The 22,913-nt window shown below is 70.8% G+C and carries 22 protein-coding genes; 10 read left to right on the top strand and 12 right to left on the bottom strand.

The genetic code is table 11. From position 1 onward, the window contains the following. Positions 1-15: 15 nt before the first annotated feature. Positions 16-2,115, bottom strand: a complete 2,100-nt coding sequence (tkt, locus tag FB047_RS03465) for a transketolase (protein WP_136585873.1) — start codon at positions 2,113-2,115, stop codon at positions 16-18. A 228-nt stretch (positions 2,116-2,343) separates the two neighbouring features. Between tkt and FB047_RS03460 the strand changes: the two genes are divergently transcribed. Further along, positions 2,344-3,270, top strand: a complete 927-nt coding sequence (locus FB047_RS03460; RefSeq protein WP_136585794.1) for a heme o synthase — start codon at positions 2,344-2,346, stop codon at positions 3,268-3,270. Positions 3,271-3,365: 95 nt separating this feature from the next. Here the strand turns inward: FB047_RS03460 and FB047_RS03455 are convergent, their stop codons facing one another. The 3 genes from FB047_RS03455 to FB047_RS03445 form a co-directional block, all read right to left on the bottom strand. Continuing rightward, complete coding sequence (locus tag FB047_RS03455; RefSeq protein WP_136585793.1) at positions 3,366-3,920, bottom strand: GNAT family N-acetyltransferase; 555 nt, start codon at positions 3,918-3,920, stop codon at positions 3,366-3,368. An 87-nt stretch (positions 3,921-4,007) separates the two neighbouring features. Beyond that, complete coding sequence (locus tag FB047_RS03450; RefSeq protein ID WP_136585792.1) at positions 4,008-4,490, bottom strand: hypothetical protein; 483 nt, start codon at positions 4,488-4,490, stop codon at positions 4,008-4,010. 174 nt (positions 4,491-4,664) lie between these two features. Continuing rightward, entirely contained in the window at positions 4,665-5,651 is a 987-nt protein-coding gene (locus FB047_RS03445) for a COX15/CtaA family protein (RefSeq protein ID WP_136585791.1), read from the bottom strand. 249 nt (positions 5,652-5,900) lie between these two features. On the opposite strand from FB047_RS03445, the gene sufB reads away from it, so the two are divergent. The 8 genes from sufB to FB047_RS03405 all read left to right on the top strand — a co-directional run bounded on the left by sufB (position 5,901) and on the right by FB047_RS03405 (position 14,112). After that, complete coding sequence (sufB, locus tag FB047_RS03440; RefSeq protein ID WP_136585790.1) at positions 5,901-7,319, top strand: Fe-S cluster assembly protein SufB; 1,419 nt, start codon at positions 5,901-5,903, stop codon at positions 7,317-7,319. Then, positions 7,320-8,510, top strand: coding sequence for a Fe-S cluster assembly protein SufD (gene sufD / locus FB047_RS03435; RefSeq protein ID WP_136585789.1), 1,191 nt, complete (start codon positions 7,320-7,322; stop codon positions 8,508-8,510). Further along, a complete protein-coding gene (locus FB047_RS03430) occupies positions 8,507-8,836 on the top strand; it encodes a non-heme iron oxygenase ferredoxin subunit (protein ID WP_058625385.1) in 330 nt (109 codons plus the stop codon). The genes sufD and FB047_RS03430 overlap by 4 nt, the downstream gene beginning before the upstream one ends. 42 nt (positions 8,837-8,878) lie before the next feature. Then, entirely contained in the window at positions 8,879-9,649 is a 771-nt protein-coding gene (sufC, locus tag FB047_RS03425) for a Fe-S cluster assembly ATPase SufC (RefSeq protein ID WP_058625386.1), read from the top strand. Positions 9,650-9,658: 9 nt separating this feature from the next. Then, entirely contained in the window at positions 9,659-9,988 is a 330-nt protein-coding gene (locus FB047_RS03420; RefSeq protein WP_013586729.1) for a metal-sulfur cluster assembly factor, read from the top strand. A 173-nt stretch (positions 9,989-10,161) separates the two neighbouring features. Then, positions 10,162-11,760, top strand: a complete 1,599-nt coding sequence (locus FB047_RS03415) for a serine hydrolase (RefSeq protein WP_136585788.1) — start codon at positions 10,162-10,164, stop codon at positions 11,758-11,760. A 66-nt stretch (positions 11,761-11,826) separates the two neighbouring features. Beyond that, a complete protein-coding gene (locus FB047_RS03410; RefSeq protein WP_136585787.1) occupies positions 11,827-12,990 on the top strand; it encodes a MalY/PatB family protein in 1,164 nt (387 codons plus the stop codon). Between the two features lie 192 nt (positions 12,991-13,182). Then, positions 13,183-14,112, top strand: coding sequence for a siderophore-interacting protein (locus FB047_RS03405; RefSeq protein ID WP_136585786.1), 930 nt, complete (start codon positions 13,183-13,185; stop codon positions 14,110-14,112). Between the two features lie 151 nt (positions 14,113-14,263). Here FB047_RS03405 and FB047_RS03400 read toward each other — a convergent pair whose 3' ends face one another. The 4 genes from FB047_RS03400 to FB047_RS03385 all read right to left on the bottom strand — a co-directional run bounded on the left by FB047_RS03400 (position 14,264) and on the right by FB047_RS03385 (position 18,329). After that, on the bottom strand, positions 14,264-15,088 hold the full coding sequence (locus FB047_RS03400) for an ABC transporter ATP-binding protein (RefSeq protein ID WP_136585785.1): 825 nt from the start codon (positions 15,086-15,088) through the stop codon (positions 14,264-14,266). Positions 15,089-15,152: 64 nt separating this feature from the next. Then, on the bottom strand, positions 15,153-16,229 hold the full coding sequence (locus tag FB047_RS03395) for a FecCD family ABC transporter permease (RefSeq protein WP_240752536.1): 1,077 nt from the start codon (positions 16,227-16,229) through the stop codon (positions 15,153-15,155). Then, positions 16,226-17,272, bottom strand: a complete 1,047-nt coding sequence (locus tag FB047_RS03390; RefSeq protein WP_136585784.1) for a FecCD family ABC transporter permease — start codon at positions 17,270-17,272, stop codon at positions 16,226-16,228. Before FB047_RS03390 ends, FB047_RS03395 begins: the two co-directional genes overlap by 4 nt. Before the next feature lie 25 nt (positions 17,273-17,297). After that, the gene (locus FB047_RS03385) at positions 17,298-18,329 is read right to left on the bottom strand and encodes an iron-siderophore ABC transporter substrate-binding protein (protein WP_136585783.1); all 1,032 of its coding nucleotides are present in this window, start codon (positions 18,327-18,329) and stop codon (positions 17,298-17,300) included. Positions 18,330-18,564: 235 nt separating this feature from the next. Between FB047_RS03385 and FB047_RS03380 the strand changes: the two genes are divergently transcribed. Further along, positions 18,565-20,163, top strand: coding sequence for an ABC-F family ATP-binding cassette domain-containing protein (locus FB047_RS03380; RefSeq protein ID WP_136585782.1), 1,599 nt, complete (start codon positions 18,565-18,567; stop codon positions 20,161-20,163). Between the two features lie 120 nt (positions 20,164-20,283). Here the strand turns inward: FB047_RS03380 and FB047_RS03375 are convergent, their stop codons facing one another. From FB047_RS03375 to FB047_RS03360, 4 genes are all read right to left on the bottom strand, one after another. Beyond that, the gene (locus FB047_RS03375; RefSeq protein WP_136585871.1) at positions 20,284-21,210 is read right to left on the bottom strand and encodes an SURF1 family cytochrome oxidase biogenesis protein; all 927 of its coding nucleotides are present in this window, start codon (positions 21,208-21,210) and stop codon (positions 20,284-20,286) included. Between the two features lie 155 nt (positions 21,211-21,365). Further along, positions 21,366-21,572 (bottom strand): hypothetical protein, encoded by a 207-nt coding sequence (locus FB047_RS03370; protein WP_136585781.1) that lies wholly within the window; start codon positions 21,570-21,572, stop codon positions 21,366-21,368. After that, entirely contained in the window at positions 21,569-21,943 is a 375-nt protein-coding gene (locus tag FB047_RS03365) for a DUF3099 domain-containing protein (RefSeq protein WP_136585780.1), read from the bottom strand. Before FB047_RS03365 ends, FB047_RS03370 begins: the two co-directional genes overlap by 4 nt. A 124-nt stretch (positions 21,944-22,067) precedes the next feature. Beyond that, positions 22,068-22,808 (bottom strand): DUF4190 domain-containing protein, encoded by a 741-nt coding sequence (locus tag FB047_RS03360; protein WP_136585779.1) that lies wholly within the window; start codon positions 22,806-22,808, stop codon positions 22,068-22,070. Positions 22,809-22,913: the final 105 nt, after the last annotated feature.

The raw sequence follows: 22,913 nt of genomic DNA, 5'->3' as shown, positions 1-22,913 counted from the left end.
GTTGTTCTCCTCGGATTACTTCTTCGCCGCGGCGAGCGAGTCGCGGGCGGCTTCGACGACGGCCTCGGCCGTGATGCCGAACTTCTGGAACAGGGTCTTGTAGTCGGCCGACGCACCGAAGTGCTCGATCGCGACCGAGCGACCGGCGTCGCCGACGATGCCGTGCCAGCTGAGCGCCGAACCGGCCTCGACCGAGACGCGCGCCTTCACCGACGACGGCAGGACCGACTCGCGGTACGCCTCGTCCTGCTCGGCGAACCACTCCAGCGACGGGGCCGACACGACGCGGGCGTGGACGCCCTCGGCGGCCAGCGTCTCGCGCGCCTCGACGGCCAGCTGCACCTCGGAGCCGGTCGCGATGAGGATGACGTCGGGCTCGCCGTTCTTGGCCTCCGCGAGCACGTAGGCGCCCTTCACGGCGCCCTCGGCCGACGCGAACTCGTCACCGGATGCCGCGCCCTCGCCGCGCGCGAACACGGGGATGTTCTGGCGGGTGAGCGCGATACCGGCGGGCCCGGCGGTGCGGCGGAGCATCTCGAGCCACACGACGGAGGTCTCGTTGGCATCCGCGGGGCGCACGAGCGCGAAGTTCGGGATGGCGCGGAGGGTCGCGAGCTGCTCGATCGGCTGGTGCGTCGGACCGTCTTCGCCGAGGGCGACGGAGTCGTGCGTCCAGACGAAGATCGTCGGGATGTTCATCAGCGCGGCCAGACGCACCGGCGGGCGCATGTAGTCGCTGAAGATGAGGAACGTGCCGCCGAACGGACGGGTCGGTCCGTGCAGCACGATGCCGTTAAGGATCGCGCCCATGGCGTGCTCGCGGATGCCGAAGTGCAGCACGCGGCCGTAGGGGTCGCCCGACCACTCGTGCGTCGACCACGACGAGGGGATGAACGACTTGGCGTTCTTGATCGTCGTGAGGTTGGACTCGGCGAGGTCGGCTGATCCGCCCCAGAGCTCGGGGAGCTCGGCGGCGAGGGCGTTGATGACCGTGCCCGAGGCCGCACGGGTGGAGACGTCCTTGCCCGCTTCGAAGGCGGGGAGGGCGTCGGCGATGTCGGCGGGGAGCTCGCGGGCCTGCATGCGGTCCCACAGCTGCTTGCGCTCGGGGTGGGCGGCGGCCCACGCGTCGAACTTCTCCTGCCAGGCGGCCTTCTCGGCCTCGCCGCGCTGCACGAGCTCGCGCGTGTGGGCGATGACGTCGTCGGCGACGGCGAAGTGCTGCTCGGGGTCGAAGCCGAGCACCTCCTTGGTGGCCTTCAGCTCGTCGGCGCCGAGGGCGGAGCCGTGGATCTTGCCGGAGTTCTGCTTGCCGGGCGAGGGCCAGCCGATGATCGTCTTGAGGATGATGAGCGAGGGCTTGCTGGTCTCGCCCTTCGCGGCCTCGATCGCGGCGTGCAGCTCGGCGACGTCTTCGACGTACTGACCGGTCTTCTTCCAGTCGACGGTCTGGACGTGCCAGCCGTACGACTCGTAGCGCTTCTGGACGTCCTCGGTGAAGGCCACATTGGTGTCGTCCTCGATCGAGATCTGGTTCGAGTCGTAGATCGCGATGAGGTTGCCGAGCTCCTGGTGGCCGGCGAGCGAGGAGGCTTCGCTGGTGACGCCCTCTTGGAGGTCGCCGTCGCCGGCGATCACGTAGACGTAGTGGTCGAAGGCGCTCTCACCGGCGGGGGTCTCGGGGTCGAAGAGACCGCGCTCGTACCGGGCGGCGTACGCGAAGCCCACGGACGAGGCCAGGCCCTGGCCGAGCGGTCCGGTCGTGATCTCGACGCCGTCGGTGTGGCCGTACTCGGGGTGGCCGGGGGTGAGCGAGCCCCAGGTGCGCAGCGCCTCGAGGTCCTTCAGCTCGAGGCCGAAGCCGCCGAGGTACAGCTGCACGTACTGCGTGAGCGAGGAGTGACCGGCGGAGAGGATGAAGCGGTCGCGCCCGGGCCAGTGCGTGTCGGCCGGGTCGTGGCGGAGCACCCGCTGGTACAGCAGGTAGGCGGCGGGGGCCAGCGACATGGCCGTACCCGGGTGGCCGTTGCCCACCTTCTCGACGGCGTCAGCCGCCAGGATGCGTGCGGTGTCCACCGCGCGCCGATCGATCTCGTCCCATTCGAAGTCCGACAACACGGTGCCTTTCTCGATCCTGCGCCCGATTCACGTACCGACGTCCGCGCTCGTCACCGTAGGAGTGGGAGGGGGGTGGGGTGTCGGCGCGGGGCGCGCGTTCCTCGCCAGCATAGCGAGAACGACCGAGGCCGTTGCCGTTCGTGACGGGGGGTCGACAGGCGGCCGGGGGTGTGGTGGGGATGGCTTAGAATCGACAGGGTTACATCCGCGCTACCCCGGGGGACGATGGACATCTCGACGACGTCGCACGTCATTGCGACGACCGATCGCCGCTCCGTCGGACGCACTCTTCGGGCCTACGTCGCTCTGACGAAGCCCCGCGTCCTCGAGCTCCTGCTGGTGACCACCGTTCCGGTGATGATCCTCGCGCAGGGCGGCCTGCCGAACCTCTGGTTGATCCTGGCGACCGTCATCGGCGGCTCGCTGAGCGCCGGATCGGCGGCCGCGTTCAACATGTACCTCGACCGCGACATCGACGCGCACATGCAGCGCACGGTGAACCGTCCGCTCGTGACGGGAGAGGTCTCGCCGCGCGGGGCCCTCGTCTTCGCGTGGACGCTCGCGGTCTTCTCCACGGTGTGGCTGTGGGCCTTCACGAACCCGCTCGCGGCGGGGCTGTCCGCAGCGGCCATCTTCTTCTACGTCGTCATCTACACGATGATCCTCAAGCGCCGCACCGAGCAGAACATCGTGTGGGGCGGGATCGCGGGCTGCTTCCCGGTGCTCATCGGCTGGTCCGCGGTGACGGGCTCGCTGTCGTGGGCGCCGTTCATCCTGTTCGCCCTGGTGTTCCTGTGGACGCCGCCGCACTACTGGCCGCTGTCGATGAAGTACGCCGCCCAGTACGACGAGGTCGACGTGCCGATGCTCGGCGCCACGCGCAGCGGATCGCAGGTGGGCCTGCAGGTCATCCTCTACGCGTGGGCGACCGTGGCGTGCTCGCTGCTGCTGATCCCTGTCGCTCCGATGGGACTGGTCTACACGGTCTCGGCGCTGGTCTTCGGCGGATGGTTCATCTACGAGTCGCACCGCCTCTACTCGCGCGCCGTCCGCGGGGGCGAGCCGCGGCCGATGCGCGTGTTCCACGCGTCGATCACCTACCTCACCCTGCTCTTCGTGGCCATCGCGGTCGACCCGCTGCTGCCCTTCTGATCGGATCCGACAGCGCCCGTCCCTTTCTCGGGGCGGGCGCTTCGCCGTTTCCGGATGCCGGCTCTCGGCCTCACGGGGACGCCCCGCGGTCGCGGTCAGTCGTGGGACGCGGGGCCGTCGGCATCCGTGGTGAGTGCAAGGCTCATCTCCACGACTTCTCCGTCGTCGGGGCGAGGCGCTCGTCCGCGCACGCGCAGTTCCTGCGTCCGTCCGGTGGGTACGAAACCCCTGCGGGCGTAGAACCGTCGAGCGGCCACCGCGCCGTCAGCCACCCAGAGTCGCAGGACCGTTCCGCGCGAATCGGCCCACCGCACGATGACGTCGAGCAGGGCATCGGTGACGCCGTTCTCGCGCCCGCGCGCGTCGGGGGTTACGTAGACGCCCGTGAGCACGGGCTCGGGGCCGTGCGCGTCGCCGAGCTGCGCGTTCATCATGCCGAGCCAGCGGCCTGACGCATCGTCCGTGGCGACGACGCTGGTCGTGTCGGCATTCTCGCCGCGGCGCCCACGCATCCTCCAGCCGTCCTCGGGGATGAGCAACGTCTCCTCGACGGTCGCGGTCCACGAAACGGGGTTGTCGAAGGCGTTCTCGATGCGGAACTCCCGCACGTGGGGCCAGTCCTCTTCCCGGGTCGTGCGCAACGAGAACATCGGTTCAGCCTAGGCGACGTCTCTCGTCCCCGACGCGCGAAGCGCCCGCCCCCGGGTGAGTGGGGCGGGCGCTTCGCGGAGAGCGGATCAGCGACGCGTCGCGTCGTCTCCGGCGTCGAGGCGGGGCTCATCGTGGTTCGCGGCCGCGCGGGCCTGCGGGGGAGCGGTGGCCGTCGAGGGCACCTCGACATCGGCATCCTCGACCGCGAGGGGGGTGGCGGTCGTGGCCGGGGCGAAGGGGGCGGCGCTCTGCGGAGCCGTCTCCTCGTCGCTGGACCAGTCGATCGTCTCGACCGACACGTCGGGGCGACGCACGAGGGCGGTCGCGGCGGCGAGGGCCAGGACGGCGACGATGCCGATGGCGCCGGCTCCGAGGACGGCGGCGCCCACGACGACCCAGGACTGGCCGACGTACACCTGCACGACGGTGGCGTTGGGGTCGTTGAGCACCTGCTCCATCGCGTCGATCCCGTTGAGGACGATCGCGAGTCCACCGGCGATGGCGGCCAGGGATCCGACGACGAGCACCCAGAACGGGATGCTGGTCACCAGGCGGGGACGGGTCTTCATGGGATGTACTCCTTGTCGTTCCGGTGCGGGGGTCACCGGACTGGCGTGTCCCGACGCGGTGGCATCGGGCGGCCCGGGCGCGAACCCGGAATGTCCAGGGTGTCCCACCACCCCTCATGGGCCCTAGGGGTCGCCGATGAATGCCCTATGAGCGTATAAGGGGCCCGCGAGCGCTCACGCGTGGGCGTCGGCGGTCACGCGTCGGCGCTCCGCGTCGGCGGCGGCGACCGGCTTCTTCAGCCGCAGCACCACGACGGTCATGGTCGCGGCGGCGAGGGCGGCGAGCACCATGTGCGTGCCCACGGCGATCTCGGGCAGGCCGTTGCGCGCCTGGTAGAGGCCCACGGCGATCTGCACGAGCTCGACCGCCAGCAGCGCGGTCGCCCAGCGGCGCACCGGCAGACGCAGACGCCAGGCGGTCACCACGACGACGAGGGTGAGGGCGAACAGGGCGTACCCGGGCCACGCGTGGACGTGCTCGAGAGTCTGCGCATCGAAACCGTTGCGCACCGAGGCCTCGTCGCCGGAGTGGGGGCCGGCCCCCGTGGTGAGCACGCCGAAGACGATCGTCAGGGCGAGCACTCCGGTGGTGGCGTGCACGAGACCGGCGAACCACCGCGGCACGGCGAGGGTGCGCGCCCCCGCGGGCTGGTACATCCGCACGAGGAAGGCCGCGCACACCGCCACCAGCGACACCGAGGCGACGTAGTGGAAGCCGACGATGAAGGGGTTGAGGCCCGTGAGCACCGTGATGCCGCCCACGATCGCCTGGGCCACGATGCCGCCCAGCACGATGAGCGAGAGCACGAACAGCACGCGGCGCTCGTGCCGCATGCGCCAGACGAGCACGACGACGGCGAGGGCGAGGATGCCGACGAGACCCGTCAGCGTGCGGTTGCCGAACTCGATGATCCCGTGGATGCCCATCTCGGGGGTGTTCACGAGGGAGTCGGGCGTGCATCGCGGCCACGTGGGGCAGCCGAGGCCGGAGCCGGTGAGGCGGACGGCGCCGCCGGTGCCGATGATGAGCACCTCGGCTACGAACGAGAGCCAGGCGAAGACGCGGACCCGGCGGTCGACCTGCGCGGGCAGCCAGGCGACGACGCGCTGCAGCACCGCGGGGATGCGGGTCGAGGGGGAGGAGGACGGGGCGGAGGGCATGCGTGCGGCTTCCTGGCGTCGGGGCGGTCCCGGCGTGCGGGGGAGCGGGTCTGCCATGCCGGGAGCGGGTGTTGCCTGTAGAATCGAAGGGTCCGTGTGCAGCGCTCACGCGATCCGCACGAGAGACAGTCTAGGCGCGCAGCCAGCGCCTTCGAGCGGGCCCACCAGCGACGAACCTGGGACTTCGACCGAAGTCCGGAATGTCGGGGCGGATGACACCGTTGAGGCCCGAGAAGGAGAGTGATCACCATGTCCGATGTCCTCATCGACCGACCAGAGCTCGAGAGCCTGGGGCAATACGAGTTCGGCTGGCACGACACCGACGCCGCGGGCGCCGTCGCGCAGCGCGGCATCAACGAGGACGTCGTGCGCGGCATCTCCGCGTTGAAGTCCGAGCCCGAGTGGATGCTGAAGACCCGTCTGAAGGGGTACCAGCTCTTCGGAAAGAAGCCGATGCCCACCTGGGGCGCCGACCTCAGCGACATCGACTTCGACAACATCAAGTACTTCGTGCGCTCGACCGAGAAGCAGGCGCAGTCGTGGGAGGACCTCCCGGAGGAGATCCGCAACACCTACGAGAAGCTCGGCATCCCCGAGGCGGAGCGCCAGCGTCTCGTCGCCGGCGTCGCCGCGCAGTACGAGTCCGAGGTCGTGTACCACCAGATCCGTGAGGACCTGGAGCAGCAGGGCGTCATCTTCATGGACACCGACACGGCCCTGCGCGAGCACCCCGAGTTCTTCGAGGAGTACTTCGGCACCGTCATCCCGGCCGGTGACAACAAGTTCGCCGCGCTGAACACCGCGGTGTGGTCGGGCGGTTCGTTCGTGTACGTCCCGAAGGGCGTGCACGTCGAGATCCCGCTGCAGGCGTACTTCCGCATCAACACCGAGAACATGGGTCAGTTCGAGCGGACCCTGATCATCGCCGACGAAGACAGCTACGTGCACTACATCGAGGGCTGCACGGCCCCGATCTACAAGTCCGACTCGCTGCACTCGGCCGTCGTCGAGATCATCGTGAAGAAGAACGCCCGCGTGCGCTACACGACGATCCAGAACTGGTCGAACAACGTCTACAACCTCGTCACCAAGCGCGCCGTCGCCCACGAGGGCGCGACCATGGAGTGGGTCGACGGCAACATCGGCTCCAAGGTGACGATGAAGTACCCCTCCATCTACCTGATGGGCGAGCACGCCAAGGGCGAGACGCTCTCGGTCGCCTTCGCCGGTCCCGGTCAGCACCAGGACGCCGGCGCGAAGATGATCCACATGGCGCCGTACACGCAGTCGTCGATCGTCTCGAAGTCGATCGCCCGCGGCGGCGGTCGCGCCGGCTACCGCGGCGAGGTCCGCGTCGACGCCAACGCGCACCACTCCGCGAACACGGTGCGCTGCGACGCCCTGCTGGTCGACACGATCTCGCGCAGCGACACGTACCCCGCGATCGACATCCGTGTCGACGACGTGCAGCTCGGCCACGAGGCCACGGTCTCGAAGGTCAGCGAGGAGCAGCTCTTCTACCTGCAGTCGCGTGGCCTCCCCGAAGACGAGGCCATGGCGATGATCGTGCGCGGCTTCATCGAGCCGATCGCCCGCGAGCTCCCGATGGAGTACGCGCTCGAACTCAACAAGCTCATCGAGATGGGCATGGAAGGCAGTGTTGGTTAAGTGACGACTGCGACCGAAACCCCCGCAGCCGCCGAGGGTCACATCGACCCGGCAGCCCTCGTGGCATCCGTCGTTCCGGTGCAGACGCGCTCGGAGCGGAAGACCTCGTTCGACCCGGCCGACTTCGGCACCCCCACGGGGCGCGAGGTCAACTGGAAGCTCAGCCCGATCGACCGGCTCGCGCCGCTCTTCGTCGATGAGGCCGGTCCCACCGGCGTCATGACCGTCGACGTCGAGGCGCCCGCCGCTGTCGAGCAGCTGCGTCTCGCGGCCGGCGACGCGCCGCGCGGGGAGCACTTCCGTCCGGAGGACCTGCCCGCCGCCCTCGCCTGGACGCACGAGGCCGAGGCTCCGCTGCTGCGCATCCCCGCGAACGTGGAGCTCGACGAGCCCGTCGTCGTGCGCCTCACCGGCACGGGTGGCCTCGCGCACGCCCACGTCGTGATCGAGGCGCAGCCGAACTCGCGCGGCACCGTGGTGCTGCGTCACGAGGGCTCGGCGAACCACGCGCAGAACGTCGAGATCATCGTCCGCGACGGGGCCGAGTTGACCGTCGTGTCGGTGCAGCGCTGGAACGACGACACCGTGCACGCGGCCTCGCACCAGGCCCGCGTCGACCGCGACGCCAAGCTCACGCACGTCGTGGTGAGCTTCGGCGGCGGCGTCGTGCGGGTCAACCCCTCCGTGGAGCTCTCGGGTCCGGGGGCCGAGGGGCGCCTGTACGGCCTGTCGTTCTCCGACGCCGGCCAGCACCTCGAGTCGCAGGTGTACCTGCACCACAAGGGACCCCACACGGTCGGCGACGTGCTCTACAAGGGCGCCCTGCAGGGCGAGAGCGCCCGGAGCGTGTGGATCGGCGACGTGCTCATCGGACCGGATGCCACCGGCACCGACTCCTACGAGGCCAACCGTAACCTCGTGCTCACCGACGGCGCGCGCGCCGACTCGATCCCGAACCTCGAGATCGAGACCGGCGACATCCAGGGCGCGGGTCACGCCAGCGCCACGGGTCGCTTCGACGACGAGCAGCTGTTCTACCTGCAGGCCCGCGGCATCGCCGAAGACGAGGCGCGCCGCCTGGTCGTGCTCGGCTTCCTCAGCGAGATCGTGCAGCGCATCGGCATCCCCGAGCTCGAGACCGAGCTCATCGAGGCCATCGAGCACGAGCTGGCCGAGGGGGCTGCCGCGTGAGCGCGACCCGCGCCTGCGCGCTGAGCGAACTCGTCCAGGACGAGGCCCGTCGCGTCGAGATCGACGGCGTCGCGATCGCCGTCGTGCTCGACGGCAACGGTGACGTGCACGCCATCGGCGACGTCTGCACGCACGGCGACATCTCGCTCTCCGACGGTTTCGTCGAGGGCGAGACGCTCGAGTGCTGGGCCCACGGCTCGGCGTTCTCGCTGAAGACCGGCCGCCCGTTGAACCTCCCGGCCTACGAGCCGGTCCCCGTGTTCGAGGTCGTGATCGACGGAGACGACGTGCTCATCGATCCGTCCGTCACCAAGGCGACGGCCTGAGCCGCGCCCGACCCGAGACTTTACGAGTAAGGAATCACCCCCATGTCTGTCCTCGAGATCCGCGACCTCCACGTGACGGTCGAGACGGAGAACGGTACGACCCCGATCCTCAACGGCGTGACGCTGACCATGCGCACCGGTGAGACCCACGCCATCATGGGCCCCAACGGCTCCGGCAAGTCGACCCTGGCGTACACGATCGCCGGTCACCCCAAGTACACCGTCACGAGCGGCTCCATCACCCTCGACGGTGAGGACGTTCTCGAGATGAGCGTCGACGAGCGCGCCCGCGCCGGTCTCTTCCTGGCGATGCAGTACCCGGTCGAGATCCCGGGCGTGACGGTCACCAACTTCCTGCGCACGGCCAAGACGGCCATCGACGGCGAGGCGCCGGCGATCCGCAGCTGGACCAAGGACGTCAAGGGCGCCATGGAGAACCTGCGCATGGACGCGAAGTTCGCGTCGCGCAACGTCAACGAGGGCTTCTCGGGCGGCGAGAAGAAGCGCCACGAGATCCTCCAGCTCGAGCTGCTCAAGCCGAAGATCGCCGTGCTCGACGAGACCGACTCCGGTCTCGACGTCGACGCGCTGAAGATCGTGTCGGAGGGCGTGAACCGCGCGAAGGAGCAGACCGACCTCGGTGTGCTGCTCATCACGCACTACACGCGCATCCTGCGCTACATCCGCCCCGACTTCGTGCACGTCGTGGTCAAGGGCCGCATCGTCGAAGAGGGCGGCCCCGAGCTCGCCGACCGACTCGAGGAAGAGGGCTACGACCGCTTCCTCGAGGCCGGTACGCCGATCGACGCGTAAGATCGTTACATGACCGCAACGCTCGCTCCCGAGAAGTACGACGAGGTCACCGAGGCCCTGAAAGACGTCATGGACCCCGAACTGGGGATCAACGTCGTCGACCTCGGCCTCATCTACGACCTCGCGTGGGACGACGAGAACGACGCGCTCGTCATCCACATGACCCTGACCTCGGCCGGGTGCCCCCTGACCGACGTCCTCGAAGAGCAGACGGCTCAGGCCCTCGACAACGTCGTGGATCGCTTCCGCATCAATTGGGTGTGGATGCCGCCGTGGGGCCCCGAGCGGATCACCGACGATGGCCGCGACATGATGCGCGCCCTCGGCTTCGCGATCTGACGCCCGCTGCACGAACGCCCGCCCCTCCGGGGGCGGGCGTTCGTCGTTCGCGGCAGTCGAGGGACGTCGAGAGCGCGGCATCCGCGGTCGTCCCGGGCGGCGTCGCGTTGCGAAACGACAACACTGCCCCGCGGGCCGTTGCCGTCCGTGTCCCCGGCGAGCACACTTCGCGCATGAGAACGCGCGCACCCCGCATCGCCGCGGTCGTCGTCCCCGTGCTGCTGCTCCCGGCGGTGGCATCCGGATGCACCGCCGACCCCGTTCCGGCGGTAGAGACGACCTCCGCCCCCGTCGCCGCGGACCCTCGCGTCGACGCTCTGGTTCACGTGACGGATGCCACCGTGGCGGCCGCCGTGGCCGACATCGACGCCTCCGTGAAAGCGGCGATGGACGCGACCGGGACTCCCGGTGTCGCGGTCGCCGTCGTCCACGGGGGAGAGACCGTGTTCGCCCGCGGATACGGCGTGCGCAACCTCGACACCGGGGAGCCGGTCGACGAGGACACGGTGTTCGCGATGGCATCCGTGTCGAAGTCCGTCGGCGCGACGGTGATCGCGCGCGCGATCGACGAGGGCGTGGTCACGTGGGACACGCCCGTGCAGGAGAACCTGCCCTCCTTCGCGCTGTCGGACCCGTGGGTGTCGGCGAACCTCACGATCGGCGATCTGTACGCGCACCGGTCCGGGCTGTTCGAGCACGCGGGCGACGAGCTGGAGGAGATCGGCTACGACCGCGCCGCGGTGCTGGAGCGGCTGCGGCTCGTCCCGCTCGAGGGGTTCCGCCGCACCTACGCCTACGGCAACTTCGACATCACCGCCGCGGCCGAGTCGGTCGCCGCCGCGGCCGGTGAGGACTGGGCCGACCTCTCCGAGCGGTGGCTCTACGCGCCCCTCGGCATGACCTCCACCTCGTCGCGGTTCTCGGATCTCGAGGCGCGCGAGAACCGCGCCCTGGGGCACCAGCGGGTGGACGGCGCGTGGGTCGTGAGTCCCGAGCCGCGCCGGCCCGACGCGCAGTCGCCGGCCGGAGGGGTGAGCTCGAGTGTCACCGACATGGCGCGCTGGATGACGATGGTGCTCGCCGCCGGAGCGGGCGACGACGCATTCGTCAGCCGAGAGGCGCTGCTGCCCGCCGTCACCCCGCAGATCATGACGGGGCGGGACCCGGCCGTGTCGACGATGAGCCAGAGGGCGGGTTTCTACGGGTACGGCTTCAACGTCACGACGACCGCGGGCGGTCTCGTCGACGTCAACCACTCGGGTGCGTTCCGGCTCGGCACCGGCACGACGGTGAAGATGCTGCCCGCGGCCGACCTCGGGATCGTGGTGCTCTCGAATGGCGAGGCCAACGGCGTCGCGGAGGGCATCGCGGGTCGCTTCGCCGACATCGCGCAGTACGGCGCGCAGCGTCAGGACTGGCTCGGGCTGTACACCGGGATCTTCGCGGACATGGCCGCGCCGCTGGGGACCCTCGCCGGGAAGGACCGCCCCGCGGATGCGACGCCCCCGGCCGCGCTGGACCGGTACGCGGGCGTCTACCGGAACGACTACTTCGGCGACGCCACGGTGAGCGTCGTCGACGGCGCGCTGCAGCTGGCGCTGGGCCCGACCGGGCGATGGACGCTGAGCCCCTGGGACGGCGACGTGTTCACGTTCGCCCCCACGGGGGAGAACGCCACCGAGGGAACGGTCTCGCGAGCGACGTTCGGCTCCGACGGCTCGCTCGTGCTCGAGTACTTCGACCAGCATCGGATGGGGACGTTCCGGCGGTGAATCGCGCATGACGCAGGGTGTCGAGGGACCGCGAGGCGCCGGCGCGCCTTCGGTAGCCTCGATGACATGAGCGTCACCCCCCTGAAGGCCCTGCCCCTGGACCTCCTCCGCCAGCGCTCCAGCACGAAGTGGCGCTCGTACGGCGACGACGTCATCCCCATGTTCGTCGCCGAGACCGACTTCCCCCTCGCGCCCGCGATCACCGCGGCGCTGCAGCGCGCGGTCGAGATCGGCGACACCGGATACACCCCGCCGCGTCCGGGCATCGATCTCGACTTCGCCGCTTACGCCGACCGGCGGTGGGGCTGGACGATCGACCCGTCGCGCGTGCGGTGGACGGGTGATGTCATGATGGGCGTCGTCGAGGTGCTCCGCGCCGTGACCGTCCCGGGCGATCGCGTGGTGGTGACGCCCCCGGTCTATCCGCCGTTCTACGACACGGTGGAGGAGGCCGGCGCGGTCGTCGAGCGCGTGCCGCTGGTCGACGACGGGGACCGGTGGAGCCTCGACCTCGACGGGATCGAGAGGGCCCTGGCATCCGGGGCCCGTGCGGTGCTGCTGTGCAATCCGCACAATCCGACCGGAACGGTGCACACGCGCGACAGCCTCGCCGCCCTCGCCCGCCTCGCGGCGCGCTACGGCGCGAGCGTGGTGAGCGACGAGATCCACGCCCCCCTCACGCACGCTCCCGCGGTGTTCACGCCCTTCCTGGATGCCGGCCCTGAGGCCGCCGCGGTCGGCTACGCCGTGACGAGCGCGAGCAAGACCTACAACCTCGCGGGGCTGAAGTGCGCGGTGATCGTGACCGGGGCGGAGGAGACGGCCCAGGTCGTGCGCTCGCTGCCCTGGGAGGTGGAGTGGCGCGCGGGCCTGTTCGGAGTGATCGCCAACCGCGCGGCCTTCGCCGCGGAGAGCGACCCGTGGCTCGCGTCGCTGCTGGCGGCGCTGGACGAGAACCGACGGCTGCTCGCCGACCTGCTGGCCGAGCACCTTCCGCGTGCGCGCTACCGGATGCCGGACGCGGGCTTCCTCGCGTGGGTCGACGTGTCGGCCTACGGGTGGGGCGACAATCCGGCCCCGTTCATCCGCCGCGAGGCGCACGTCGCGCTGCATCACGGTCCGTTGTTCGGCACGGAGGGCATCGGTCACGTGCGCATCAACGTCGGGTGCGCGCCCGAGGTGCTGCGCGACGCGGTGGAGCGCATCGGGAGACTGGCTTCCGGGGCTTGAGGCCCCGAACGACGCGGGTCACAGGGGACGATCGGCGTGTCGTGACCGTCGGGGTCGTGACTTTCGTCCCGTGACCGGCGTGCCGTGACGGTGTTCCCTGACCGGCGCGCCGTGACCGGGTGTTCGTCCACGCGCGAGGTTTCGCGCGGCGCTCGCCTGGCATCCGAGGATAGGTAAGGATATCCTTAGCGAGTGAAGACCGCCACGCGCCCCGCCTACCGTCCGTACGTCGCCGTGGTGAAGAGGGCCCGCCGCCTGTCGCCGCACTTCGCCCGCATCACGTTCACCTGCCCCGACTTCGCCGTGTTCGGCACGGACCGGCGCGACCAGCGCGTGAAGCTCGTGCTCCCCGGCTCCGACGGCCGCCTGTGCGACATCGGGCAGGACGACCCCGCGGCGATCGACGGCGGCGAGTGGTACACGCGCTGGCGCGACCTTCCGGAGGCGGAGCGGATGCCGTTCCGCACCTACACCGTGCGACGGATCGACCCCGAGGCGCTCGAGCTCGACATCGATTTCGTGCTGCACCACGACGCCGGTCCCGCGGGGACGTGGGCGGAGACGGCGGCGGAGGGGGAGAGCATCCTCGTGGTCGGCCCCGACGCGCGCAGCGAGGACTCGGCGCAGGGCATCGACTTCCACCCCGGAACGGCGCAGCGCCTGCTGCTCGTGGGCGACGAGACGGCCGCCCCGGCGATCTGCGCGATCCTCGAGGGCCTGGGTTCCGGCTTCGTCGTCGACGCCTTCGTCGAGGTGCCCACGATCGACGACGCCCTCGCGCTCGCGCCCGGGACGCTGCCCGTCACCTGGATCGCCCGCGACGACCGCCCCCACGGCGAGGCGCTGATCGACGCGGTCGAGGCGTGGACCGCGGCATCCGGGGCCGTCCTCTCGCGTGCCGCGGCGCCCCGCCCCCAGGTGCTCGAGGACATCGACCTCGACGTCGACCTGCTCTGGGACAGCCCCGCCGATTCGGAGGGCGAGTTCTACGCCTGGATCGCGGGGGAGTCGCAGACGGTCAAGACGCTGCGCCGACTGCTCGTACAGGGGCACGGCGTCGACCGCAAGCGCGTCGCGTTCATGGGCTACTGGCGCGAGGGCCAGGTCGAGCGCACCGCCTGACGCGGCGCCGAGGGGATCGGGTCGGGCGCGCCGAGCGTGCGACCCGAGGCGCGGAGCGCCCGGTTTGCGCGTGTCGAACGTGGGCGTGCGCAACACCCGGTCCCGCGTGCCGGACCTGCGCGTCCGCGCGTACCCTCCGCGCCGAACCCCCTCAGCGAGCCGTCGCCGGCTCGTCGACGACCGTGTGGTGCCGACCGATCGGCACGATCATCGGCCGGCCCGTGAGCGGATCCGCGACGACGCGGCTGCGCAAGCCGAAGACCTCCTCGACCGTCTCCTCGGTCAGCACCTCGGCCGGGTCGCCCGCGGCGACGATGCGGCCCTCCGCCATCGCGACGAGGTGGTCGGCGTAGCGCGCCGCGAGATTGAGGTCGTGCAGCACCATCGCCACGGTCGTGCCGCGCTCGCGATTGAGGTCGGTGAGCAGGTCGAGCACGTCGATCTGGTGGCTGATGTCGAGGAACGTCGTGGGCTCGTCGAGCAGCAGGACGTCGGTCTCCTGCGCGAGGGCCATCGCGATCCACACGCGCTGACGCTGACCACCGCTGAGCTGGTCGACGTGACGGTCGGCGAGGTGGGCCGTGTCGGTCGCGTCGAGCGCGCGCGCCACGGCGTCGTCGTCGGTGCGCGTCCACCGCGAGAGCGCGCCCTGGTGCGGGTGCCGACCGCGGCTGACGAGGTCGGACACCGCGATGCCGTCGGGGGCGACGGGGGACTGGGGGAGGAGCCCGAGCACGCGCGCGACCTGCTTCGTCGGCATCCGGTGGATCGCCTTGCCGTCGAGCAGCACCTGTCCGGTGGTGGGGGAGAGCAGACGCGCCATGGCCTTGAGCAGCGTCGACTTGCCGCACGCGTTCGCGCCGACGATCGCGGTGACCTTGCCCGGGGGCAGGGAGAGATCGAGGGAGTCGACGATCGTCCGGTCTCCGTAGCCGAGGGTGACGCCCTCGGCGGTCAGGCTGCGCTCAAGAGTCATCGTGTCGTTCCTTCGAGGCGGGTGGCGGCGGATGCCGAGGCGGCTAGCGTCATGGCGGCTCGCGTCATAGCGAGGTTCCTTCGGATCGGCTGCTGCGGATGAGCAGGAAGATGAGGTAGGGCGCGCCGAGCACGCCGGTGATCACACCGACGGGCAGGCGCGTGCCGAAGGCGTACTGGGCGACGTAGTCGGCCACCAGCACGAGCAGGGCGCCGACGAGGCCGGCGGGGAGGATCGGCGAACCGACGGGTCCGAGCAGGCGCACCGCGATGGGCCCGGCCAGGAACGACACGAACGCGATCGGGCCCGCCGCCGCCGTGCCGAAGGCGAGGAGACCGACGGCGGCGACGATGAGCAGCAGGCGGCTGCGCTCGACGGGGAGGCCGATCGCCGCGGCGGTGTCGTCGCCCATCCGCAGGATCTCGAGGCGCCCCGACAGGACGAGCAGCACCGGCCCGAGCACGAGTACGGCGAACAGCACCGGGAGCGCGCGATCCCACGTCGCGTCGTTGAGGTTGCCGGTGATCCACCGCATCGCGGCCGGGAGGTCGTACTGCGCGGCGCGCGCCACGACGTACGACACCACCGCCTGGCACATCGCGGCGACGCCGATGCCGACGAGGATGAGCCGGGCGCCGGAGCTGCCGTCGCGGTACGACAGCAGGTAGATCGCGAGGGCGGCGATCAGGGCCGCCGCCATCGCGAGGAACGACACCGCGGTCTCGCCCCAGCCCAGCACGACGATGCCGATCACCGCGGCGGCGCTCGCACCCGTGTTGATGCCGATGACGTCGGGGCTCGCGAGGGCGTTGCGCAGCATGGTCTGGAACACGACACCGCCCATGCCGAAGCACAGTCCCGTCAGCAGAGCGGTCATCGCGCGCGGCAGGCGCAGCTCGCCGACCGTGAACGACGCGCCCGCGACGCGCTGGCCGGTCAGTACGCCCCACACCTCGGCGGGCGTGTAGAAGGTCTGGCCGAGCATGAGGCTCAGCACGAACGCCACGACGACGAGTGCGGCGAGCGTGCCGGTGACGGCCACCCAGCGGCGGCGGCGGCGACGTCGGCCGGAGACGACGGATGCCAGGGTGTCGGGCGCGGCGGACGCGAGGGCGCCGGGGCGGGTCAGGGACGTGGTCACAGGGCCCTCATCTTCTGGCGGCGGACGAGGGCGATGAAGAAGGGGGCGCCGATGAGCGCGGTGACGATGCCGACCTCGATCTCCTCGGGGCGGGCGACGACGCGACCGACGACGTCGGCGAGGGTGAGCAGGGTCGCGCCTCCCAGGGCCGAGACGGGCAGCAGCCAGCGGTGGTCGACGCCCACGATGAGGCGCAGCATGTGCGGGACGACGAGTCCCACGAAGCCGATGGGGCCAGCGACGGCGGTCGCGGCGCCGCACAGGACGACGGCGCCGGCGGTGGCGATGAGGCGGGCGGTGCGCACGCGGGCGCCGAGGCCCGCGGCGAGCTCGTCGCCCAGCGCGAGGGTGTTCAGCGCCGGCGCGCTCGCGAGGCACACGATCAGACCGACGATCAGGAACGGCAGCACCTGGCCGATGGTCTCGACCGTGGCGCCTCCGACGCCGCCGATCTGCCAGAAGCGGAAGACGTTCATCACCTCGGTGCGGGGCAGCAGGATCGCGCTGGTGAGAGAACTGAACGCCACCGCGGTGACCGCTCCGGCCAGCGCGAGGCGGAGAGGGGTCGCCCCGCCGCGGCCCAGCGAACCGATCGCGTAGACGAGCACGGCCGCGGCGCCGGCGCCGGCCATGCCGACCCAGATATAGGTGGAGGGCGAGCTGAGGCCGAAGAACGCGATGCCGGTGACGATGGCCAGTCCCGCGCCCCCGTTGATCCCGAGGATCTGGGGGTCGGCGAGCGGATTGCGCGTCGCCCCCTGCAGCACGGCGCCGGAGACGGCGAGAGCGGCTCCCACGAGGATCGCGAGGACCGTGCGCGGGATGCGCTTGGCGACGGCGGCGGCCGAGGTGGAGTCCGTGGAGCCGGCGAGGCCCGCCCAGACGTCGGCGGCCGTGACATCGCGCGCACCGAAGGTGACCGACAGCACCGCCGCGGCGACGAGCAGCGCGACGAGGACCGTCACGCCGACGACGCGTCGCCGCCCCCAGCGACGCGCGGGGGCGGCGCCGGGGGCGGTGACGGTCGGTGCGTGAGCGGTCATCGCGTCGAGGGACGGAGGCCGTGCATCAGGACGTGGCCTTGGCGGCGGCGGCCCCCACGAGGGCGATGTAGTCGTCGCCGTAGGAGGTGCCGATCGACAGCGGGCTGGGGTTGCCGGCCGCGGCCATCGTGGTGTCGTCGGGCAGGAACGCGACCGCTCCCTGGGCGATGGCCGGGATGCGCGACCACAGCGGGTCGGCCTGCAGCTGGGCGAGGGTGGCGTCGGTGCCGTATCCGGTGAGCACCTGCACGTCGGAGAAGTTCTCGATGTTCTCGGTGCTCTCGGTGAACCAGAACGTGTCTCCCGCGGCGCTGGAGGTCTCGACCGCCGACGACGGCGTCATCCCGAGCTCGGTGAGGTAGGTCGCGCGGGGGTCCTTCGTCGAGTAGTAGCCGACCGTGCTGAGGTCGGTCGGGTCGATGTAGGTGAAGAGCGTCTTCTTGCCGGCGAGTGCGGGGTACTCCGCCGCCGTGTCGGTGACGTGCTTCTCGAGGTCGGAGACGAGGGCCTCGGCTTCGTCCTCGAGGCCGAGGGCCTTGGCATCCGTCAGCGTCATCTGCTGCCACGTGGTGCCCCAGGCGATCTCGGGGTAGGCCACGACGGGCGCGATCTTGCTCAGGGTGTCGTACTGCTCCTGCGTCATGCCGGAGTAGGCGCCGAGGATGACGTCGGGCTTGGCGTCGGCGATGGCCTCGTAGTCGAAGCCGTTCGTCTCGTCCATGAGCACGGGGGTCTCGGCGCCGAGCTCGTCGAGCTTGTCTTTGACCCAGGGCAGCATGCCGTCGCCGTCCTCGTCGCCCCAGGTGACCTTGGGCATGGCCACGGGGACGACGCCGAGAGCGAGCGCAGCCTCCTGGTTGCCCCAGCTGACGGTGACGACGCGCTTCGGCGCGGCGGGGATCGTGGTCTCGCCCAGGGCGTGCTCGATCGTGACGGGGAACCCGGCGTCGTCGGACGCGGCTTGCTCCTCGCCGGGCGCGGCCGAGGTGCCGGCGCAGCCGGTGAGGACGAGGGCGGAACCGACGGCGAGGGCCGCCAGAGCGCGGAATCGGGACACGAAGAGCCTCCTGCGTGTTAGGTAAGGATAGGCTTAGTTTAGGTCAGGCTCCGGGTGAGAACGCAAACCCGGATGCCGATGAACCGGGCGATCGTCTCGACGCCGAGGTACCGGCATCCGATGTCTCCTCCGTCGGGCGACGGCGGTCGCGCCGAGGCCGCTCGCGGCGCGCCGTATACTGGATGGCTGGCCTCTCTCGGCCTCTCACCCTTCCCCGACTGAACGGACGTTCGCTGTGCTCGCCGTGCACGACCTCGAGATCCGCGTGGGCGCCCGCGTGCTCATGTCCGACGTGGCGTTCCGCGTCTCCGACGGCGACAAGATCGGCCTCGTCGGACGCAACGGAGCCGGAAAGACCACCCTCACCAAGGTGCTCGCCGGCGACCTGCTGCCCTCGAACGGCGGCGTCGACCGCTCCGGCGAACTGGGGTATCTGCCCCAGGATCCGCGATCCGGTGACCCCGAGATGCTCGCGCGTACGCGCATCCTCGATGCCCGCGGGCTGGGCTCGCTCGCCCTCGGCATGCACGAGGCGTCGATGGCGATGGGTGACGACGACGCCGCGGTCGCGGCGAAGGCCATGAAGAAGTACGCGCGCCTCACCGAGCAGTTCGAAGCGGCGGGCGGCTACGCCGCCGAGGCCGAGGCGGCCTCGATCGCGCACAACCTGTCGCTGCCCGACCGCATCCTCGACCAGCCGCTGAAGACCCTCTCGGGTGGTCAGCGGCGCCGCATCGAGCTCGCGCGCATCCTCTTCTCGGACGCGCAGACGATGATCCTCGACGAGCCGACCAACCACCTCGACGCCGACAGCGTCGTGTGGCTGCGCGAGTTCCTCAAGGGCTACAAGGGCGGGCTCATCGTGATCTCGCACGACGTGGAGCTCGTCGGCGAGACGGTGAACCGCGTGTTCTACCTCGACGCCAACCGCCAGGTCATCGACGTCTACAACATGAACTGGAAGAACTACCTGCGCCAGCGGGTGGCCGACGAGGAGCGTCGCAAGAAGGAGCGCGCCAACGTCGAGAAGAAGGCCACGGCGTTGCAGCTGCAGGCCGCGCGCTTCGGCGCGAAGGCCTCGAAGGCCGCGGCCGCGCACCAGATGGTCGCGCGCGCCGAGAAGATGCTGTCGGGCCTCGACGACGTGCGTCAGGACGAGCGCGTCGCCAAGCTCCGGTTCCCGAAGCCCGCGCCCTGCGGCAAGACGCCGCTCATGGCATCCGGTCTGTCGAAGTCGTACGGGTCGCTCGAGATCTTCACCGACGTCGACCTGGCGATCGACCGCGGGTCGCGCGTCGTCATCCTGGGCCTCAACGGTGCCGGCAAGACGACGCTGTTGCGCATCCTCGCGGGCGTCGACCAGCCCGACACCGGCCAGCTCGAGCCGGGTCACGGCCTCAAGATCGGCTACTACGCGCAGGAGCACGAGAACCTCGACGTGAACCGGTCGGTCCTCGAGAACATGATGTCGTCGGCGCCGCACATCACGGCCACCGAGGCGCGCAAGGTGCTCGGTTCGTTCCTGTTCGTCGGAGACGACGTGCTCAAGCCCGCCGGGGTGCTCTCGGGTGGAGAAAAGACCCGTCTGTCGCTCGCGACGCTCGTGGTGTCGTCGGCGAACATGCTGCTGCTCGACGAGCCCACGAACAACCTCGACCCCGCCTCGCGCGAGGAGATCCTCGGCGCGCTCGCGCACTACGAGGGCGCCGTCGTGCTCGTCTCGCACGACGAGGGCGCCGTCGAGGCGCTCAACCCCGAGCGCGTGCTCATCCTCCCCGACGGCGTCGAGGACATCTGGGGTCGCGACTACGCCGACCTGATCACGCTGGCCTGAGCGCGAGGGGCTGAGCGAACGGTCTCGAGCGTGAAAGCGCGGGATCGTCGCTCGCGTGCGCCGGTTGGTGCGCGTCGGTCGGTGCGCGCCGGTCAGTGCGCGTCGGTCAGTGCGCGTCGATCAGTGCGCGTCGAGAAGGGCGTCTTCGTCGTCGGCGTCGCGGTCGCGCGGACGCTTGCGCGCGCGGTGCAGAGCGACCGGGTCGACGCGGCGACGGCCCGATCCGGCCGCGACGGGTTCGGCCGCAACCTCGACCTCAGCGTCAGCGTCAGCGTCAGTGGCGGTGGCGGTGGCGGTGGCATCCGCGTCGTCGTCTTCTTCGGCATCCTCGCGACGGAGCTTGCGCTCGTTGATGATGACGTAGGTGATGAAGCCGAAGCCCATCACGGCGAAGAGGATCCACTGGATCGCGTACGAGAGATAGGGCCCGGGGTCGTTGCTGGGCGGGTCGACCGCGAGGGGCGCCGTCGCCGGCGCGGGGGTCTCCGACATCAGCAGTCCGTAGGCGCCCTGCTCCAGCGGCCCCGTCTGCTCGGCGACGAGGCCCAGGTTGATGGTGGGCACCTGTCCCGCCTCGGCGGTCCGGCCCGAGGTGGGCGCGGCCTCTCCCGGCCGCAGGCGCACCTCGACGACCACCTCTCCGGAGGGGGGAGCGGGGATGTCGTCGGGCTCGGCCTGCTGATTCCCGGGTGGCAGCCAGCCGCGGTCGACGAGGAAGACGCGTCCGTCGTCGAGACGGAAGGGGACCAGCTGCTCGTACGCCGCGGAGCCCCCGTGCGCGCGGTTGCGCACCAGCAGCTGCTCGTCGGCGAGGTACTGCCCCTCGAGGCGCACGGGCCGCCACTCGTCGGAGGGGGTGAGGTCCGCTCCGGGGGAGAGCAGGTCGCCGAGGGGGACGACCGGTGCGTCGTAGTTCTCGGCCACCAGTTGCAGTTGCTCGCTGCGTTCGGCGTTGCGCGAGAACTGCCAGTTCGACAGGAACGCGCACGCGATCGCGAAGACGACGGCGATGCCGACGTAGATCGCCCAGCGTCCGGCGGCGGGCATCTCGCGGGCGCTCACGCGGCCGCCTCCGGCGGTGCGTCCGCGCGCACGGCATCCGCGCGTGACGCGTTCGCGGGCGTCGCACCCGCGCCGTTCGCGTCGCGCACGCTCACTCCACGCCTCGCATCCACGTCAACCAGGGTACGTCGCGTCGGCGCTCAGGCCGATTCGACCGTCAGCGCCGCGACCTCGACGGGGAAGTCGCGAGCCGCGAGGAACTCCCGCAGGTAGGCGACGTGCGCGTCGCACGCGACCCACACCTTGCGGCGGTCGGCGGCGTGGATGCGCGGATTGCGCCACCGCACGGCCCAGACCGCGACGTCGCGGCATCCTGCTCGGGAGCACTCGACGGGGGCGTCGCTCACGAGCGGTCGTCGCGGTCGCGCGCGTCGAGCCGCGGGGTCTCGGCGATGCGGATGACCACCGGGGCATCGGGTCCGGCTGCGGCGGCGGCGGGTGCGGGACGGGGAGCCTCGATCGCCCGCTCGGGGCTGATGGCGGTGGTGTCGGCGGCATCCTGGCCGACGTTGGCGACGATGACCGCGAGGTACGGCAGGAAGATCGCGCCGGCGGCGAAGACGAACGTGTACCAGCCGTAGGGCGTGACGACCGCCATCGCGATGAAGCACGCGATGCGGATCCCCATCATCACCATGTACTTGGCGAAACGGCTGTCGGCGTCCTCCCGGGGAGCCTTGGGGAGCGACGTCGCGGACTGGGCGCGGTTTGTCTTCACAGTGGTCTCAGGGTACGCCCGTCCGGGGGAGGGGCGGCGCGTTCGGCGGACGGTCTTCTCGACGTCATGACAAGCGACATCCCGCCCGCCGTCGCGGTGGCGGGCGGGATGTCGCCGGAGAGGATCAGACGCCGTAGCGGGAGCCGCTCGACCCGGTGGTCACGGCGATGAGGATCGCGATCCCGACGGCGAACAGCAGTCCGAGGCCGAGGCTGATGTAGCCGATCAGCAGGCCGGCGAGTCCCATTCCGCGACCGCGTTCGCCGGTCGCCTTGATCTGCCGAAGGGAGATGTGGCCGGTCACGATGCCCACGATCTGGCCGATCACCGGGATGACGAGCAGACCGATGAGGGATGCCGCGAGCGACACGATCGAGAGGGAGTTCGTGCGCATGGAGGCCATGCCGTATCCGGAGGCCCCGTACGCGCCGCCACCGGAGGCGGGAGCACCGTAGGCCGGGGCGCTGTAGGCCGGGGCGCCGTACGCGGGGGCGTCGGGGGCGGGGGGAGCGCCGTACGCGGGGGCAGCGCCGTACGCGGGGACCTCCTGCGATCCGGTCGTGTCGTACGGCGGCGTCGCGGGCTGCGCCGGGGCGGCCGAGGCAGGCGCGCCGTACGGTGCGAATGACGCGCCGTAGGCGGATGCCGCCGGGGCGCTGTCCGCCGAACCGCGCGCGGCGGCCGCGTCGGTGTGCGCCGCGGAGTCCGATCCGTTCGTCTCGTCGCGAGCGCTCGTCTCGTCGCGAGCGTTCGACTCGTCGCGGGGAGCGAAAGGAGTCTCCGACGGGGACGACGCGGAGAGGGGCGTACCGTTCTCCGTCGTGTCCTCGGGTCGATTCGAGGCGGGGGTGCGGTCGTCGCTCACGGTGTTCCCTTTCGTCGCGCTCGTTCCAGCGTTCCAGCGCCGCTCGTCCCGTGTCAAACCTCGCGGCCGCCGATCGACGGTCGTCCGACCCCCGCTCGGTAGGCT

This window comes from Microbacterium hydrothermale, from assembly GCF_004854025.1.
GTDB lineage: Bacteria > Actinomycetota > Actinomycetes > Actinomycetales > Microbacteriaceae > Microbacterium > Microbacterium hydrothermale.
The sequence above is the reverse complement of the archived record's forward strand: the minus strand, read 5'-3'. Positions and strand labels throughout refer to the sequence as shown.

What these genes read in the sequence shown, in the direction of transcription:
- FB047_RS03460 (WP_136585794.1), top strand. Translation starts at nt 2,344, where the DNA reads ATGGACATCTCGACGACGTCGCACGTCATTGCGACGACCGATCGCCGC.
- FB047_RS03455 (WP_136585793.1), bottom strand. Translation starts at nt 3,920, where the DNA reads ATGTTCTCGTTGCGCACGACCCGGGAAGAGGACTGGCCCCACGTGCGG.
- FB047_RS03450 (WP_136585792.1), bottom strand. Translation starts at nt 4,490, where the DNA reads ATGAAGACCCGTCCCCGCCTGGTGACCAGCATCCCGTTCTGGGTGCTC.
- FB047_RS03445 (WP_136585791.1), bottom strand. Translation starts at nt 5,651, where the DNA reads ATGCCCTCCGCCCCGTCCTCCTCCCCCTCGACCCGCATCCCCGCGGTG.
- sufB (WP_136585790.1), top strand. Translation starts at nt 5,901, where the DNA reads ATGTCCGATGTCCTCATCGACCGACCAGAGCTCGAGAGCCTGGGGCAA.
- sufC (WP_058625386.1), top strand. Translation starts at nt 8,879, where the DNA reads ATGTCTGTCCTCGAGATCCGCGACCTCCACGTGACGGTCGAGACGGAG.
- FB047_RS03420 (WP_013586729.1), top strand. Translation starts at nt 9,659, where the DNA reads ATGACCGCAACGCTCGCTCCCGAGAAGTACGACGAGGTCACCGAGGCC.
- FB047_RS03415 (WP_136585788.1), top strand. Translation starts at nt 10,162, where the DNA reads ATGAGAACGCGCGCACCCCGCATCGCCGCGGTCGTCGTCCCCGTGCTG.
- FB047_RS03410 (WP_136585787.1), top strand. Translation starts at nt 11,827, where the DNA reads ATGAGCGTCACCCCCCTGAAGGCCCTGCCCCTGGACCTCCTCCGCCAG.
- FB047_RS03400 (WP_136585785.1), bottom strand. Translation starts at nt 15,088, where the DNA reads ATGACTCTTGAGCGCAGCCTGACCGCCGAGGGCGTCACCCTCGGCTAC.
- FB047_RS03390 (WP_136585784.1), bottom strand. Translation starts at nt 17,272, where the DNA reads ATGACCGCTCACGCACCGACCGTCACCGCCCCCGGCGCCGCCCCCGCG.
- FB047_RS03375 (WP_136585871.1), bottom strand. Translation starts at nt 21,210, where the DNA reads ATGCCCGCCGCCGGACGCTGGGCGATCTACGTCGGCATCGCCGTCGTC.